A 15,855-nucleotide genomic window follows, 5' to 3' on the forward strand; every position below is an offset into this window, starting at 1 on the left:
AGCGTTACGAACGGTGCGCCGCAACGCCCTCGATCGACTCGAGGAGCAATCGCGCTCCGAGATCGATCTCCCGTTCGGTCACGTCCAGCGGCGGGAGCAATCGGAGCGTCTTGTAGCCACAGCCGAGGGTCAACAGCCCCCGTTCGAACGCCCCCTCGAGCACCGCGCCTCGCCGTTCTTTCGTATCGAACTCGACGGCGAGCATCAGCCCGCGGCCGCGCACGTCGATCGCGCCGGGTGCGTCGCCGTCGGCGATGGCGTCCTCGAGTCGCGCCCGGAACTGGTCGCCTCGCTCGCGGACGTTCGCGAGCAGGTCGTCCTCGTGGATGGCATCGATCGTGAGCACGCCCTGCATGGCGGCGACGAGATCGCCCGCGCCCCACGTCGAGGAGAGTCGACTCTTCTCCGCGGGAAAGAGGTCAGAGCGCGAGATCGTCGCGCCCACGCGCAGCCCCTTCCCGCTCGTGATGACGTCCGGCGTGAGATCGAGGTGATCGACGGCCCACAGTTCGCCCGTTCGTCCGAGACCCGACTGGATCTCGTCGGCGACGATCCGGACGCCGTACTCCTCGCGCAGCGCCTCGAGGTCGCGGGCGAACTCGGGGTGGGCGACCCGGTAGCCGCCCTCGCCCTGTATCGGCTCGAGGATCAGGTAGGCGACTTCCTCGGGATCGACGACACCGCGCTCGGGGTGGAGCGCGTCGGCGACGACGTTGCCGCCGTGGCCGTCGGTCCGCCAGCGGGTTTCGTACGCCCCGTCGGTGGCGGGATACGGGACGCTGACAACGCCCGGAATTTCGGGGAAGCCGCTTCGGTGGACGGCCTTCGAGCGATTGAGCGAGAGCGCGCCCAGCGTTCGGCCGTGGAACGCGCCGTCGAAGGTGAACGCGCGGTGACCGCCCGCGGCGTAACAGATCTTGATGGCGTTCTCGACGGCCTCGGCCCCGGAGTTCGAGAGGAAGACTCGGTCCATGTCGTAGTGGTCCGTCATCGCGACCAGCCGGTCCATCAGTTGCGTGGGGCCGGGGAAATCGGGGTCGTCGGGCCGACCGCCGCCGCTGACGTAGAAATCCTGCCCCGCGATCTTCAGCGGGTCGACGAGATCGAACGCGCGGAGCTTCTCGCGGATCGTCGGATTGTTGTAGCCCAGCGGCGCGGCGGCGACGTGGCTCGTGAAATCGAGCAAGACGTTACCGTCGACGTCGGTACAGAACGGGCCGATAGCCTCGCCGCCCGCGTCCCAGACGAACTCGTAGACGTACGTGCTCGGGGCGGCGAACCGATGGTGGTAGTCGACCCACTCGCTGGCCCGATCGCCGGGGATGGTCTCTACCCGCGGTTCAGCCGTTTCTCGGTCCATACGGTGTCTTCGGTCCCCGACAGCTAAAACTACTCGAAGGTCTAGATGACGATGAGAATCGACGCGATAGCCCCGCCTAACAGCAGAATCGTGCTGTAGGCCGCGACCCGGTTTCGAAAGCCGTCGTTCGTCGACGTCGCCGCCAGCAGGGCCTTGACCACGATGCTCGAGACGGTCGCGAGCAAAATCGCGATCGTCGCCTCGGCGGCCCCGAGTTGGCCGCCGCGGTAGAGGACGACCGCCGAGGTGGTCGCGCCGGCGCTCGAGACGAAACCGCTCGCGACCGCGGTCGCGTAGAAGCCTAACGTGCCGAACCACGTCTCCGCCAGCGAGCCGAACACCAGGACGACGAGGAAGACGGCCCCGAACCCGAGCGCGTTCTTCAGTGAGAACGGGCTCTCGAGTTCCATCGGACCGGACTCGCTCCAGTCGGCGGTGAGCGCGGCGACGGCGAACGCGAGGGCGATGACGGCCCCGAGCGGGACGATCGCTTCGAGGAGGATATCGGAGCCGCTCCCGGCCGTGAAGCCGACCGCGATCGCGAGGTTTCGCGTTGCCATCGCGGCGTTCGCGAGCAAGATGGCAGCGACGGCGTAGGAGGACGCCTCGGGCCGCTGGTTGACGTGATCGAGCATCGTCCCGACGACCGCCGTCGAGGAGGCCAGCCCCCCGAAAAAGCCGGTGATCGCGATACCGCGACCGCCGTACGTGGAGACGATCGCGTAGTTGGCGATCCCGATTCCCGCCACGGCCACGACCATCAGCCAGATGACCTGGGGCTCGAGCGGGATCGTCAGCCCGGCGAACTCCACGGTCGTCTCGGCGGGGAGAATCGGGTAGATGACGAACGCGAGGATGGCGAACTCGGTCGTCGAGCGCATCTCCTGGTGGGAGAGCCCCCACGCGAACTCGTGGAGTTCTCGCTTCAACACGAGCAACAGCGACGAGAGGACGGCGACGGTGACCCCCTCGATGATGAAGCCGACGGTGACCAGCGCGCCGACCCCGTAGGCGACGAGCATCGAGACCGACGTCGTCAGCGAGAGCCCGGCGTCGTCCTCGCTCATGAGCCCCTGGACCGCGAGTAACACGCCCTGGACGATCACGAGCACGCCGCCGAGCAACAGGAGGCTCTCGCCGATGACTCCCTCGGTTTCGACGACGAGAACGGTAAAGACGGCGCCGAGTAGGCTAATCAGCGAGAACGTCCGGATTCCGGCGGACTTCTGGGACCACTCGCGTTCGAGCCCGAGAAACATCCCCAGCGCGCCCGCGAGCGCGATCCGAACGACCGTCTCATCGAGCGGCGCGTCGGCGACCTGCAGCGCGACCTCGTTCACTCCTGATCGTTCACCGCGATCGTATATAAGCGACCTGCCGACTGCGGGACGAGTCGACGGGTGGGACCGACGCCGTGAACCGGTTGGGGGCGACGGTTCGGCGGTGTCGTCGGTCGGACGACCCGAGAACGGACGGGGACGACATCACGATACTGACGGCTGCAGCTACCCCTCGGATGGGTCGGACGGCGATCACGGGAGCGACCGAACGGGGCGACCGGGCTACAGATCGACGTATTGCGTCTCCCACTCGCGGCGGGCTTCGAGTTCGCGGCGACCGCGGCGGGTGAGCGTGTAGAAGTTCGTTCGACGGTCTCGGCGGCCCTTTTCGACGAGCCCCTTGTCGACGAGGGTGTCGAGATTGGGATAGAGCCGGCCGTGATGGATCTCCTTCTCGTAGTACTGTTCGAGCTCCTCCTTGATCGCCAGTCCGTGGGGTTCGTCCTCGCCAGCGATGACGTAGAGCAAGTCACGCTGAAATCCTGTCAGGTCGTACATTGGGAAAGTACCAATCGTACTTACTGTCGAATTTTAATAAGGCTATCGGGTTGTTACGAGCGAAAGCGGGCTATTACCAGCGAGACCCGTCGTTTCGTGCGGGAGATATCCATAACGCCCGTGACGAATCAGCCGATGAATCTCCCATAATGCGGGGTTCATGTTTACAGTACATGCATTTCGTTTCGGTACGATTATACTGCGCAGAGACGCCGGTACGGGACACCGGTGAGATCGATCAGAACGAAGCCTCGTCACTACGTGGTTCGGTAGTCGAAACAGGAAAGCAGATCGCGTGGCGGAAAAATGCCACGCGATTGCTTGCCGCCCTGAATTGGTCCCCGCTGACGCTTCGGCCCTCCAAGCGAAGCGTCACGTAGAAGATTTTGTTGTGTGTACTTAAATGTAACGACAACGCGTACTCACGGTCAGCTCTCTCGGCCCCTCCGTCTTCAGATGTGTTCTTCCTCCAGTACCCAGCCCAGCGCCCGTTTGTAGTAGGTAAACATCTGCTCGACGCCGTCGTGGCGCATCTCGTCGCTCTCGAGGTGTTCTTTGATGAACTCGTACTGCTCTCGGACTTCTTCTTCGTCGCGCATACCCGTCACTATCGGCCGGCGAGACAAAAAAAACCGCCACACGTCGTCCGGTGGCACCTCGAGCGACTCGAGGCGTTCCACGGCGCGTGCGGCCGGTCGACCACTGTTTCGTCACGAAACCGAACGTTCCGTCGCGAAACGGTCACGAACGGGTCGCGGCCAGCGGTGACCGTCGCTCGGTGTACCGTCGGTCAGCAGCCGGTGATCGCTCGAGCGCGTTTCAGCGACCGTCGGCCGTCGAGCCGAGCGACCGTCGGCAATCGAATCGAGTAACCGTCGACAACCAAGACGAGCGATCGTAGCGATCGAGACAGGAACCCTCGTCCGACGGTATCACCGACGTGAAAAGAGGGGAATTTCGGCAGCGTTCGTTCGTTCGTGGCACCGGTCGCTCAGCTGAGACGGAACGCGGCTCCCGTGAGAGGAACCGGCGGAACGGTTTAGTTGCCGGTCTCGTTCGTCTCGTTGTCAGACTCGGATTCGTTGCCGGCCGCGTCGCCCTCGCCGAACGTCAGCGTCACTTCCTCGTCGTCGCCGTCGATTTCGACGTCGTCTTCGGTCTCTTCACCCTCGTTCTCGGCGGTGACGGTGTACTCGCCGTCCTCGAGTTCCTCGAATTCGACTTCGCCGTTCTCGTCGGTCTCGTCTTCCATCGGGAAGCTCTGACCGCCGTCCGTCGCGCCACCGTCGGTCGTGGTTTCGTTCTCCGATTCGTTGCCGGTGCCGCCGTCGGACTCGTTCTCGGATTCGTTACCCATTCCGCCGTCCGATTCGTTCTCCGACTCGTTGCCGACTCCGTCGGTCGACGTCTCGTTATCCGATTCGTTGCCGGTGGTACCCTCGCCCCCGCCGGTCATTCCGGCCTGCTCGAGGGTGACGGTCGCGCCCTCGACCGGGCCCTGATCGTTTTCGACGGTTACGGTCAGCGCGTACGTTTCGTCACCGCTCTCGCCGGTTTCGTTTCCGGACTCGTTCTCGGATCCGTCTTCCGGGTCCTCCGATTCGTTCCCGCCGGGACCGCTGTCGGCACAGCCGGCCAGTGCAATCGCACTCGCTGTTCCTGCCGCGGTCACGAACGATCGTCGGTTTAGTCTGTTGCGAGACATATACCTGGATAGAACGTTCCGGCTGGTCCCAATGTGGCCTGCTCCTGCAGCCCGTTAATACCCCATTGAGAGACGCTATATCGCCGATTACAGTCATCGGTATCGGGATCGTCACGGTGCGAATAACGTCCGAGACACGCGTCGCTCAGTACCGAGAGCAACCGATTTGCCGGCCAATTTCGAAGTCAAAGCGCGAATTATGATCGAAAACCGATAATTCGAGCGAACGCCGTCACTGTCTCATATAAACTTAATTACAAACTCCCCGATTCGGGTTCGGTGATCCTTTTTGTGTGCCGGTCGTAGCGACGCGCATGCAAATCCGGGGCGAGCGCGAGTGCACGGAATGTGGGACTCGCTGGTCGTACTACGAGACCGGCAGCGTGGGCTGTCCGGCCTGCGGGAGCCTGCGCAGCGTCGGGATCGACGAACGCACCGAACACACCGACATGCAGGTGGCCTTCGACCTCACCCCCGTTCGGAACGCGATCGACGAGATCGGAGCCGACGACCTCGCCGAGCGGGCCCGCGATCGCTGTCGCGAGTACGTCCGCCGCCGCGGGTTCGTCAACGCCGGCACCCTTCGGGAACTCGACGACACCTATCTCGCCGCGATCGAACTGCTCCACGTCGCCGACATCGTCGCGCGCGAAATTCGCCTCGAGGACCGCGAAGAGCTGTACTTCCTCTCGCTGCTCCGGGACGCCGATCAGGGCGAGCGCCCGCCCGCCGAGGACCTCCCGCGATCGCTGCGGGCGGCCCGCGGGCTCGCGTACGCGAACGCCGTTCGGGAGTACCGCCGCGACGTCCGGACCTGGGCCGACGATCGGGAGCTGACCGCGAGCGAACGAAGCGCGCTCGAGACCCTCGGCGAACACGTCACTCGCATCCGGATGCTCGACGGCGACGTCGATCCGCGGACCGCCGAACGCCTCGTCGCGGCGACGCGCGACCTGTCGAACGGCCTCCGCGGCGACGAGTTCGCGCTTTCGAAAGCCCGGGAGCGACTGGACGGCCTCGAGTAATTCGAACGTCCGCAGTGCTCGAGAGTCGCCGATCGCGGTCGACGGGTTCGCCCCCGGCACCGATCTGCTCGCAACCGTTTTGGCGGTGACGCGCTCGTCAGCTCGGTGGGCCGGTTTCGATCGGTGTCAGTTTCGCGTTCAATATCGGCCATTACTGACGGACTGTGTAGAATAATGGTCTATTATGGTGATTCGTTCTGAATCTTGCCACATTTATAGTTGCAGGTAGCTATTATCAGAGAGAACGCGGAGCCGCCCCGACGGGCGACGGTCGAATAGCGACGAGCACGACGGCGGCCGTCACAGACCGACCGGCTCGTGTCGTTCGCCGCGTCCGAGACGTTCGGGGAACGCCCGCTCTAGTCCACAATGTCACACGGACCATCGGAAGAACGCGCGGAACCGAGCGGCAGTCGCACAGTGAGCGAAACAGAACAGGTCGACGGCCCGGCACCGTACGTCCCCGCGGGGAGGAGCGTCGCGGAACTCACGATCAAGGCGGTCCTGATCGGGCTCGCGCTCAACGTGGTAATGTTGACCGCGAACATGTACCTCGGAATGCGCTCGGGGATGACGATCAGCGCCTCCATCCCGGCCGCGGTCATCAGCATGGGCGTTTTTTACGGGCTTCGACGGGTCGGCATCGGCGGGACGATCCTCGAGAACAACATCGTCCAGACGATGACCTCCGCGGGCGAGGCGCTGGCGGCCGGCGTGATCTTCACGATCGCCGGCGTCACGTTCCTCGATCAGCCGATCGACATCGCCGGAACCGCCGCGGTGGCGGTGCTGGGCGGCCTGCTCGGCGTCCTCTTTATGATCCCGATGCGGCGGTACCTCATCGTCGACAAACACGAGGAACTCCCCTATCCGGAGGGGACGGCGTGTGCGGACGTGCTCGAGGCCGGCTCGCGCGGCGACGAGGGCGTGAAGCTCATCTCGTTTGGCTTCCTCGTGAGCTTCGTCTACATGTGGCTGGCCAGCGGGATGGCCGCGTTCCGAACCACGATCCAGACGGCGTTTTCGGCCGGCGAGACGGACGGATTCGCTATCGGCGGCGACTTCACGCCGGCGTTGATCGGCGTCGGTTACATCATCGGTCCGCGGATCGCCGGCTACGTGTTCGGCGGCGGGCTGATCGCTTGGATGATGCTGATCCCGCTTCTCATCACGGGCGGGTTCGTTCCGGAGTCGGCCGCCGACGCGGCGCTGATGGCGCAGGCCGACGCGGTCTGGGACGAGTACATCCGTTACGTCGGTGCGGGTGCGATGATCGTCGGCGGCTTCTACGCGATTCTCTCGATGCGCGGCACGATCGTCGACGCGATCGGCACCGCTGCGGCTGAGATCCGCGGTTCCGACGGGGCCGCGACGGCGGATCCGAAGCGCACCCAGCGCGATCTCTCGATGAAGGTCGTCGTCGTCGGAGCCGTCCTCATCGCGCTCGCGTTGGTCGCCGTCCCGCAGGTACGGGTCGGGCTACTGGGCGGCTTCATCGCCGTGATCGCAGCGTTCCTCTTCGTCGCCGTCTCGGCGTATCTCGTCGGGGTCGTGGGCAGCTCCTCGAACCCCGTCTCCGGAATGGCCGTGGCGACGATCCTGATCGCCGCGCTGGCGCTTCGATCGACCGGCGTGACCGACCCCGTCGTGGTGCTGGTGACCGCGTCGGTCGTGGCGATCGCCGCGGCGGTCGCGGGCGATACCTCGCAGGATCTCAAAACGGGCTATCTCCTCGGCGCGACGCCCCGCAAACAACAGATCGCGCAAGTGATCGGGATCGCCATCTCGGCGCTGTTCGCCGGCTGGGTCCTGTACTTCTTCCACCAGGCCTACGGAATCGGCAGCGAGACCATCCCCGCCCCCCAGGCCGGGATGATGGCGCTTATCTCCGAGGGCGTCCTCACGGGCACCGCTCAGTGGGGAATGATCCTCATCGGCGCCGTCTTCGCCTTCGTCCTGATACTCATGAACGTCCCCGTCCTGCCGTTCGCCGTCGGGATCTATCTTCCGATCACCCTCGCGACGCCGATCTTCCTCGGCGGACTGCTCCGCGGCGGAATCGACAGGTACGTCGCGCGGTCGGACGACGAGGAAGGGACGCTCGCCGAACGCGCGACCTCCCGGGGACGGATCGTCGCGGCCGGACTGATCACCGGCGAGGCGATCATGGGAATCGTCATCGGCGCGCTCTACATCACCGGTACCGGCGCGTCCGGCGGTGCCCCGTTCCCCCTCGGCCTCGCCGGCGAGACGCAGGCGATCCTCGGCGTCGTCGCGCTCGTCGCGCTCGTCGGTCTCTTCACGGCCAGCGTGCTCTGGAACGCGCCCGACACGGCCGACGAAGCCGACGCATGAGCGCCCACGGGCCCACCGCGATCCCGAGGCGCGCCGCCGAAGACTGGCGGGAGACGACCGTCGACGGCGACTCGAGGGTCACGATCGTCCGGACGAAAACCCCGCGGAACCGGGTCGACGGGTTCCTGTTCGACCTCTTCGGGACGAGCAGAGAGCGCGAACTCGCGCTCGACGCCGTCGGGGCGACCGTCTGGCGCCACTGCGACGGCGACCACACCGTCGCCGAGATCGCGGCGATCGTCGCCGACGCGCACGACGACGAGCGCGTCGAACCCGTCGACGAGACCCTCGCTCACTTCCTCATGCAACTCGAGGAGCGCGGGCTGATTCGGTTCGGAAACGAGTGAGAACGGCCGATCTATCGAATCGAACCGGGCGGAAAACGGAGTGCGGCCGGCCGTCGAGAGTGATGGAACGAGCGTCTCGAGGAGTGGCTGCGCGGGGAGGTCAGGGCAACTCGACGTCGACGTCTTCCTGCAGGCTCGCGGCTGTGACCGTATTATAGAGCAACATCGCGCGGGTCATCGGGCCGACGCCGCCGGGGACGGGCGTGATCGCGCTGGCCTTCTCCTCGGCGCTCTCGAACTCGACGTCGCCGACGAGTTCGTACCCCTTCTCGGTGTCGGCATCGACGCGGTTGACGCCGACGTCGACGACGACCGTCCCCTCCTCGAGCATCGAACCGTCGATGAGTTCGGGGACGCCGACCGCCGCGACGACCACGTCCGCGCTGCGCGTCTTTTCGGCGAGATCGTCCGTTCGGGAGTGACAGACCGTCACCGTCGCGTTGCCGTCGTCGGCCTTCTGAATCAACAGATTGGCGAGCGGTTTGCCGACGATGTCCGAGCGGCCGACGATCGTCACGTCCTTGCCTTCAGTGTCGACTCCGGCTGACTCGAGCAACTTCTGTACCCCGTGTGGCGTGCAGGGTCGAAAGCGAGCGTCACCGGCGACCAGTCGGCCGACGTTCTCCGGGTGAAAGCCGTCGACGTCCTTGATCGGGTCGACGCGCCGGATCACGTCGCGGTAGTCGACGTGGTCCGGGACGGGTGCCTGGACGATGTAGCCGTGGATATCCTCGTCGTCGTTGAGATCCGCGATGGTGTCGAACAGTTCCTCGGGCGGCGCGTCGCCGTCGACGTCGACGTGGTGGCTCTCGATGCCGACCTCCTCGCAGTCGCGCTGTTTCATGTTCACGTAGGTCTGGCTCGCGGGGTCGTCGCCCATCAGCACGGTCGCCAGCCCCGGCCGCGAACCCGCGTCCGCGAGGGTCTCGATCGCATCGGTCAGGTCGTCTCGAATCTCGCTCGCGACGGCGTTGCCGTCGATGATCTCGGTCATTACTCGAGTGGGCGACCGCGAGACCCATTAATCCCCGGATTCGTGCGCAGAATCGGCCCTGAGACTGGGGCAATACACACGTTCGTGGATACATTCGTCTTAGAACCGGTCGTCGAGGAACGCCCTGATCGCGTCGTTGACCGGCGCAGCTTGCTCGAGGTTCGAGGAGTGACCCGCCGCCGGAACCCGCTCCATTTCGGCGTCGGGTAGCTCCGCGAGCATCGGCTCGGCCCGCGATGGCGGGAGCGTCGCATCCTCTTCGCCGTGGACGATGAGCGTCGGAACGTCGATCTCCGAGAGCCGATCGGTCAGGTCCTCGCGACCGAGCCACGAGTGAAGCTCGTGGTGGACGGCCTTCCCGGAATAGGTCGCCCAGCGATCGACCCACGTCTCGACGAGGTCGCGGTTCTCCTCGAGCGTCGTCTCGCCGAACAGTTCGACCGTCGATCCCTCCGCGATCTCGCGGGGCATCGGCTCGAGCACGTCCTCGTAGGGCTCCACGAGCGCGCTGTACTCTGCGCGCTCTTCGTCGGGATGGGGAGCCGCCATCGAGTCGATCAGGACGAGGCCGTCGACGCGCTGGGGGTACTCGAGGGCGAAGCGCAGCGCCATGAAGCCGCCCATCGACATGCCGGCGATGACGGCGCTCTCCTCGCCGATCCCGTCGAGCAGCGCGTCGCAGTCGTCGGCCAGATCCCACAGGTCGTACCCCGGCGCGTACCGATCCGTCCGCGCCCGCAGATCGTAGGCGACGGCCCGATACTCGTCTTTCAGGGCCTCGAGTTGGGGCGCGAACATCGTCCGATCCATCAGCGTTCCGTGCGCGAAGACGACCGGCCGGCCCTCGCCGACGTCGGTCGTCAGCGCGTCCGTTCTGGTTCGGTACATCTCCGTGGCCGTCTCGTCTACCATGCGATTCGGTAACGGGAACCGTTATGAAAAAGGTATGTCACGCGGAAGGTCGCAGTCCGTCTCACCGGACGAGAGCGTCAGCGTCGGCCCGGTCGCTCGAGCACCGACGCGGCCGCTAGCGGTTCACCCAGCTTCGGCCACGTCCCACTCGGTCGTGTCCCGTGCGTCCGTCACGACCGCCGCGTACTCGTCCAGGACCCCCTGGTACTCGGCCGTCTCGGCCGCGTCGATCAGTTTCCGGGCCTGTCGGGCGTGGATATCGCGGGCGAACGCCAGCGCCTCCGAATCGACGTCGACGGTTTCCGCCTCGAGTTCCGGCCCCAATCGCTCCGTCCAGACGTCCTCGGGCAGCAGGCAGACGGCTCGCTCGTCGACCGACAGCGGCGGGACGCCGGCGACGTGGTCGCCCGTTCCGACGAGGTCGTGGGTTTCGACGGCCTCGAGGATCCCGATCACGTCGGCTTCGGAGATGCCGTCGGCCTCGGCGAGGGCCGACTCGAGCACGTCGGGATCGATCGGCGCGTCCATCGTCTCCGGACGGGGCGTCGGATCGCCGCGCCCCTCGCGCTCGATGACCGCCTCGGCGACGGGGTCGCTTTCGTCGCCGACGTCCGGCAGCGGTTCGGCGCGATAGGCCTCCCCGTCGTCGAACCGGATCGGAATCAATCCGATCGTCTCGCCGGCCGTGATGGCGTCGAACAGCAGCGGTCGACCGGCGTCGTACGCCTCGAGCGCGATCCCCAGCCCCGCGGGCGGCTCGGCACGCACCAGCGGGTCGGGGACGGGCGCGACGATCTCGCCGTTTTCCTCGCGAAGCTCCCGCGGATAGGGCGCGTTGCCGGTCGCCGAATCCTCGATCCCGCTGACGACGAGCATCGGCTGGTCCTCGTGCTGGTCGACGTCCCAGTCGATCCGATCGCCGCTCGAGGCACCCGTGCGCTCGGCCACCGGCGTCACCTCGACCGCCAGCTTCGAGGCCGCCGTCTCGTCGGTTTCCCGGAGCTCGAGCAACCGGTCGTCGTCCAGAATGGTTCCGGTCGGACGCGTGGACATTGGCGGCGGTACGGCCAGCCGGATGAAAAAGCGCGTGCCGGCGAATGACAGGCGACGGGACGAGCGCTCGGAGCGCGAATCGAACACTGAGTCGAAGCGTACGTTCTTCTCGTCCGCGCTCTAGGAAACGACCATGGCTTCGAGATCGACGACGCGCGATTCGGTGGCCTCCCTCTCGCCGGTCGTCGGTTTCGGTCTCGTCGTGACGATCACGCTGGCCGCGGTGATCGCGGTCTGTTTACTCGCGGTCGTATTAGTCGCTTAGGAACCATCCGGGATACTCGCGCTCTGACGCGACCGCCCGCTCCGAATGGCCGCCGACCGCTTGCCAGTCGGCCCTCCTATTCGTACAGCGGGTTCTCGTCGCACAGCGTCGCGACGTCCGCGCGAACGTCCTCGATAACGGCCTCGTCCTCGGGGGAATCGACGACGCGAGCGATCAGGTCGCCGACTTTCCGGCAGTCGTCCTCGTCGAAACCGCGCGTGGTCAGCGCCGGGGTGCCGGCGCGGATCCCGCTCGGATTGAACGGCGAGCGGGTCTCGCCGGGCACCGTGTTCCCGTTGAGGACGATGCCGGCGTCCTCGAGCGCTTCTTCGGCGTCGCCGCCGGTCGTGTCGGGGTGGCTGTCGCGCAGGTCGACGAGCACGAGGTGGTTGTCGGTGCCCTCCGAGACCAGCGAGAGCCCGTTCTCGGAGAGGCTCTCGCCCAGTGCCTTCGCGTTCGCGACCGTCTGGGAGGCGTAGTCCTCGAACTCGGGCTCAAGGGCTTCCTTGAAGCCGACGGCCTTACCGGCCACGTTGTGCATGAGGGGGCCGCCCTGCCCGCCGGGGAAGACGGCGGCGTCGATGTCGTCGGCGTACGCCTCGTCGCACATGACGATGCCGCCGCGGCCGGAGCGGATGGTCTTGTGGGTCGAACCGGTGACGAAGTCGGCGATGCCGACCGGGGAGGGGTGGACGCCCGCGGCCACGAGGCCGGTGATGTGAGCGATGTCAGCGAGGTGGAGCGCGTCGACGTCGTCGGCGGCGTCCTGAATGCGTTCCCACTCGATCTCGCGGGGGTACGCGGAGTAGCCCGAGACGATGATGTCGGGATCGAACTCGGCGGCGTGGTCGGCGAGGTCGTCGTAGTCGATGTAGCCCGTTTCGGGGTCGACCTCGTACTGCTCGACCTCGTAGAGCTGGCCCGTGAAGTTCGCCGGGTGGCCGTGGCTGAGGTGGCCGCCGTGGTTCAGATCCAGCGAGAGGATCTTGTCGCCGGGCTCGAGCATCGCGAAGTAGACGGCCTGGTTGGCCTGGGTGCCCGAGTGGGGCTGAACGTTGACGTGCTCCGCGCCGAACAGCTCCGTCGCGCGGTCGATTGCTAACTCCTCGACCTCGTCGGCGAACTCGCAGCCGCCGTAGTAGCGCTCGCCGGGATAGCCCTCGGCGTACTTGTTCGTCAGGGCGCTTCCCTGGGCGTCGATGACCGCCTCGCTGGCGTGGTTCTCGCTGGCGATCATCTGTAACGTCTCTCGCTGACGGTCTACCTCGCCCTCGAGCGCGTCGGCGACGGCGGGATCGACGTCCCGAACCTGATCGTGGTTCATGTTCGAAGTGCGGTCTGGCGGCTGTATAAGTGTACCCTTCCCCGGCAAATCGAGCCACTACCGGCGGGCCGCAAGACGAGGAATCCGAACGGTTATTGGCAATAGTTTGGTACTCGGTGTCACCCCGATACAACTAACTTGCCGGAGTGACATTCAGCCAACCGAATGATCGAGTGGGCGGTAAACGGCGACACCCTCCACGCCACGGACGCCGACAACGCGGAGCTGACGGTCGACGGATCCGACCTCACCGCTGACACCTCGGATGTGGATATCCCGCGCCCCGTCGACGAGACGGTCGTCGTGACGACCGACGAACTTCGATTCCCGCACGCGGTAGTGTACGCGTTCTCGCTCGGATTCGACGAACAGTACGAGCTCGACCCCGCCGGCGAGCCGCTCGCGTTGTCGCCCGACGAGTACGTCGTCGACGTCGATACGGAGATCAAAGCGTACCTGCGGTTTTCCGGCTCGGTGCGGATCGAAAAGACCGACGACTACGAGGAGATCGTCGTCTCCTTTCCGGACCGAACCCGCGTCATTCTCGGCCTCCGCTGTCGTCACGAGTTCCCCGCGGGAACGATCACCGTCCCCGACTCCCCGTCGGCCGTCGCCGACGCGATCACGCACATGGCCGCCTCACAGAAGACGGACAATCCGGACCGATCGTATCCGACGCTTCGGGGCCACCCGTCCCTGATCGAACGCGGCGACAGCCTCGAGATTTCCGACTGCATCCGGTCTGACACGCCCGATCACGGGATCGAACTGGTCGTCCCGCCCGACTACGAGTCGCTGTTAGTCACCGCGCCGCTGGCGTACTACCTTCAGGCGACGGTCCGCACGGCAGACGAGACGCTCGGCGGTCGAACCGATTCCGGTATCGACCGACCGCGCCTCCGACTCGTCGACCGCGCGATCGAGACCGAGCTCTCGCCGATGCCCGACCTCGAGCGCGACGTCGAACGGCTGCTCCGGAAGACGTTCTTTCTCGACTGTCTCGTCCGCAACGCCGGCCCCTACGCGACGACCCTCTCGGAGCTCAGCCTGCTCGAGGCCCTCGATATCGACGCCGAGACGCTGTACGAGGCGTCACCGCAAGATCGGCTGGCGACCTACCTCGACGTGCCGTACGCGGCGATCAAGCATCGGCTCCCGGAGTGGCACCTCTCGACGTACGTCGCGCCCGAGTACCGGAGCGTCGAAACGATCCCGTTCCTGCTCGATCGGCTGAGCATGATCTACACCCCTCGGACCTCCGAACTCGAGGGGCGAGAGCTGGTCGAACGCTCGCTCGAGGATTTCTACCGGGACGGCGACTCGGACCGCGAGCGGACGAAGCGCCGCTCCGGATCCGATGCGACCAGGGCCAGCACCGGGCGGGTCGCGTCGGTTGACATCGTCAAACCCGACCTGCGGAGCGGCCGAACTCACGGCTGGCTCGCCGACGGCGTTCCGATCGACGTCTTCAAATCCGCGCCGGCGGCCTACCACAACCGCCTCGAGTTCCTCGAGCGAGAGAGCGGTTCGACCTCGATCTGCGTCGTCCTCAACGATCCGGAGATGGCCGGCGAGCACGACCACGTCGCCGAGATCTACCGTCAGCGCTCCGAGGAGCTGACGATGGACATCACCGTCGAAGAATCCCTCGAGACGGCCGAACTCGCCCGCCTCCTCGAGGACGACCACGACTTCGTCCACTACATCGGCCACTGCGAAACCGGCGGGCTCTGCTGTCCGGACGGGACGCTCGCGGCCTCGAGCCTCGACCGCTGTCGCGCGCAGACGTTTTTCCTCAACGCCTGTGGCTCCTTCTACGAGGGGCGGTCGCTGATCGAGAAGGGCAGCGTCGCCGGCGCGGTCACGGTCACCAAGGTCCTGAACGATCACGCCGTCAAGGTCGGCTCGACGTTCGCCAAACTGCTGGTCCACGGCTTCAGCATCGAACGGGCGATGGGGCTCGCACGCCGGCGCATCATGATGGGCAAGGACTACGCCGTCGTCGGCGACGGCACGCACTCGCTCACGCAGGGCGAACACGAGCCACCGACGACCGTGACGCTCGAGGAACTCGCGGACGAGGGCGACGAGGAGTATCTGCTGGGCGTCGACTGTTACTCGACCCGAGCGACCGGATCGTACTACTACCCGCACACCGAGACCAACGAGTACGCCTATCTCTGCGGGAACGAATCGACGTTCAGGCTGACCGCGCCGGAACTCGTAACGATGCTCAAAGAGACGGAAGCGTCCGTGATATACGACGGGGACATCTACTGGTCGAAAGAGCTGTGGCCCCGGTTCGATCAGTGAGCGATCCTACGGCCCGCCGTACGTACTGACGCGTTTCGCCCGCATCGTGACGCGCTGCGACGATCCGTCGGTTCGCAGTCCGGTTCGTACCCGGTCGGCTACCCAGCGTGCGATCGACCGCGGCCGGCTGTCTCGAACGTTCATACGATATCGTAATAACACGTTCCCGGTATATAATTATTCTTCGTACATGAATGCGTTACACCCTCCCGCCCAAATCATCATTTTACTGACTTCTCGACCGCTGACCGAGGCTCCCACCCTGTAAGTGTCATCGGCATTCCATCGGCGAACTAACGGGTTATGGGACAAAAATTACCGGTTCATGGGGGAGACGAGAAGTTCTGCTGTGCGAACGGCCACC

General features: G+C 65.6%; 15 protein-coding genes. 5 read left to right on the plus strand and 10 right to left on the minus strand.

The window, feature by feature from the left end; all coding sequences use genetic code 11:
* Positions 1–4: 4 nt before the first annotated feature.
* From AC0QDI_RS05275 to AC0QDI_RS05295, 5 genes are all read right to left on the minus strand, one after another.
* Positions 5–1,360, minus strand: coding sequence for an aminotransferase class III-fold pyridoxal phosphate-dependent enzyme (locus AC0QDI_RS05275; RefSeq protein WP_474665955.1), 1,356 nt, complete (start codon positions 1,358–1,360; stop codon positions 5–7).
* A 41-nt stretch (positions 1,361–1,401) separates the two neighbouring features.
* A complete protein-coding gene (locus AC0QDI_RS05280; RefSeq protein WP_474665957.1) occupies positions 1,402–2,700 on the minus strand; it encodes an MgtC/SapB family protein in 1,299 nt (432 codons plus the stop codon).
* A 222-nt stretch (positions 2,701–2,922) separates the two neighbouring features.
* Complete coding sequence (locus AC0QDI_RS05285) at positions 2,923–3,198, minus strand: PadR family transcriptional regulator (protein ID WP_006429947.1); 276 nt, start codon at positions 3,196–3,198, stop codon at positions 2,923–2,925.
* Between the two features lie 452 nt (positions 3,199–3,650).
* Positions 3,651–3,797, minus strand: coding sequence for a hypothetical protein (locus tag AC0QDI_RS05290; RefSeq protein ID WP_176548075.1), 147 nt, complete (start codon positions 3,795–3,797; stop codon positions 3,651–3,653).
* Between the two features lie 440 nt (positions 3,798–4,237).
* A complete protein-coding gene (locus AC0QDI_RS05295; RefSeq protein ID WP_474665959.1) occupies positions 4,238–4,903 on the minus strand; it encodes a hypothetical protein in 666 nt (221 codons plus the stop codon).
* 314 nt (positions 4,904–5,217) lie between these two features.
* Between AC0QDI_RS05295 and AC0QDI_RS05300 the strand changes: the two genes are divergently transcribed.
* The 3 genes from AC0QDI_RS05300 (at position 5,218) to AC0QDI_RS05310 (ending at position 8,630) form a co-directional block, all read left to right on the plus strand.
* A complete protein-coding gene (locus AC0QDI_RS05300) occupies positions 5,218–5,928 on the plus strand; it encodes a DUF7117 family protein (RefSeq protein WP_474665961.1) in 711 nt (236 codons plus the stop codon).
* A 369-nt stretch (positions 5,929–6,297) separates the two neighbouring features.
* Entirely contained in the window at positions 6,298–8,283 is a 1,986-nt protein-coding gene (locus AC0QDI_RS05305) for an OPT family oligopeptide transporter (RefSeq protein ID WP_474665963.1), read from the plus strand.
* The gene (locus tag AC0QDI_RS05310; protein WP_474665965.1) at positions 8,280–8,630 is read left to right on the plus strand and encodes a PqqD family protein; all 351 of its coding nucleotides are present in this window, start codon (positions 8,280–8,282) and stop codon (positions 8,628–8,630) included. The genes AC0QDI_RS05305 and AC0QDI_RS05310 overlap by 4 nt, the downstream gene beginning before the upstream one ends.
* A 100-nt stretch (positions 8,631–8,730) precedes the next feature.
* On the opposite strand, the gene AC0QDI_RS05315 is transcribed toward AC0QDI_RS05310, so the two are convergent.
* From AC0QDI_RS05315 to AC0QDI_RS05325, 3 genes are all read right to left on the minus strand, one after another.
* A complete protein-coding gene (locus AC0QDI_RS05315) occupies positions 8,731–9,624 on the minus strand; it encodes a tetrahydrofolate dehydrogenase/cyclohydrolase catalytic domain-containing protein (RefSeq protein WP_474665967.1) in 894 nt (297 codons plus the stop codon).
* Between the two features lie 99 nt (positions 9,625–9,723).
* Entirely contained in the window at positions 9,724–10,536 is an 813-nt protein-coding gene (locus tag AC0QDI_RS05320) for an alpha/beta fold hydrolase (RefSeq protein WP_474665969.1), read from the minus strand.
* A gap of 123 nt (positions 10,537–10,659) precedes the next feature.
* Complete coding sequence (locus AC0QDI_RS05325; RefSeq protein WP_474665971.1) at positions 10,660–11,589, minus strand: hypothetical protein; 930 nt, start codon at positions 11,587–11,589, stop codon at positions 10,660–10,662.
* A gap of 133 nt (positions 11,590–11,722) precedes the next feature.
* On the opposite strand from AC0QDI_RS05325, the gene AC0QDI_RS05330 reads away from it, so the two are divergent.
* Complete coding sequence (locus tag AC0QDI_RS05330; protein WP_474665973.1) at positions 11,723–11,854, plus strand: hypothetical protein; 132 nt, start codon at positions 11,723–11,725, stop codon at positions 11,852–11,854.
* A gap of 76 nt (positions 11,855–11,930) precedes the next feature.
* On the opposite strand, the gene glyA is transcribed toward AC0QDI_RS05330, so the two are convergent.
* Positions 11,931–13,178: a serine hydroxymethyltransferase gene (gene glyA / locus AC0QDI_RS05335; protein WP_474665974.1), complete on the minus strand. Its 1,248-nt coding sequence runs from the start codon at positions 13,176–13,178 to the stop codon at positions 11,931–11,933.
* A 165-nt stretch (positions 13,179–13,343) separates the two neighbouring features.
* Here glyA and AC0QDI_RS05340 point away from each other — a divergent pair, with 165 nt between their 5' ends.
* Positions 13,344–15,491, plus strand: coding sequence for a hypothetical protein (locus AC0QDI_RS05340; RefSeq protein WP_474665976.1), 2,148 nt, complete (start codon positions 13,344–13,346; stop codon positions 15,489–15,491).
* A 6-nt stretch (positions 15,492–15,497) separates the two neighbouring features.
* Here AC0QDI_RS05340 and AC0QDI_RS05345 read toward each other — a convergent pair whose 3' ends face one another.
* Positions 15,498–15,635, minus strand: coding sequence for a hypothetical protein (locus AC0QDI_RS05345; protein ID WP_474665978.1), 138 nt, complete (start codon positions 15,633–15,635; stop codon positions 15,498–15,500).
* Positions 15,636–15,855: the final 220 nt, after the last annotated feature.

This window comes from Natrinema sp. LJW11, from assembly GCF_056135975.1.

Excerpts from the sequence above, each read along its gene's own strand:
- AC0QDI_RS05275 (WP_474665955.1), bottom strand. The coding sequence starts at position 1,360 with ATGGACCGAGAAACGGCTGAACCGCGGGTAGAGACCATCCCCGGCGAT.
- AC0QDI_RS05285 (WP_006429947.1), bottom strand. The coding sequence starts at position 3,198 with ATGTACGACCTGACAGGATTTCAGCGTGACTTGCTCTACGTCATCGCT.
- AC0QDI_RS05290 (WP_176548075.1), bottom strand. The coding sequence starts at position 3,797 with ATGCGCGACGAAGAAGAAGTCCGAGAGCAGTACGAGTTCATCAAAGAA.
- AC0QDI_RS05295 (WP_474665959.1), bottom strand. The coding sequence starts at position 4,903 with ATGTCTCGCAACAGACTAAACCGACGATCGTTCGTGACCGCGGCAGGA.
- AC0QDI_RS05300 (WP_474665961.1), top strand. The coding sequence starts at position 5,218 with ATGCAAATCCGGGGCGAGCGCGAGTGCACGGAATGTGGGACTCGCTGG.
- AC0QDI_RS05305 (WP_474665963.1), top strand. The coding sequence starts at position 6,298 with ATGTCACACGGACCATCGGAAGAACGCGCGGAACCGAGCGGCAGTCGC.
- AC0QDI_RS05310 (WP_474665965.1), top strand. The coding sequence starts at position 8,280 with ATGAGCGCCCACGGGCCCACCGCGATCCCGAGGCGCGCCGCCGAAGAC.
- AC0QDI_RS05315 (WP_474665967.1), bottom strand. The coding sequence starts at position 9,624 with ATGACCGAGATCATCGACGGCAACGCCGTCGCGAGCGAGATTCGAGAC.
- AC0QDI_RS05320 (WP_474665969.1), bottom strand. The coding sequence starts at position 10,536 with ATGGTAGACGAGACGGCCACGGAGATGTACCGAACCAGAACGGACGCG.
- AC0QDI_RS05325 (WP_474665971.1), bottom strand. The coding sequence starts at position 11,589 with ATGTCCACGCGTCCGACCGGAACCATTCTGGACGACGACCGGTTGCTC.
- AC0QDI_RS05330 (WP_474665973.1), top strand. The coding sequence starts at position 11,723 with ATGGCTTCGAGATCGACGACGCGCGATTCGGTGGCCTCCCTCTCGCCG.
- glyA (WP_474665974.1), bottom strand. The coding sequence starts at position 13,178 with ATGAACCACGATCAGGTTCGGGACGTCGATCCCGCCGTCGCCGACGCG.
- AC0QDI_RS05340 (WP_474665976.1), top strand. The coding sequence starts at position 13,344 with ATGATCGAGTGGGCGGTAAACGGCGACACCCTCCACGCCACGGACGCC.
- AC0QDI_RS05345 (WP_474665978.1), bottom strand. The coding sequence starts at position 15,635 with ATGAACGTTCGAGACAGCCGGCCGCGGTCGATCGCACGCTGGGTAGCC.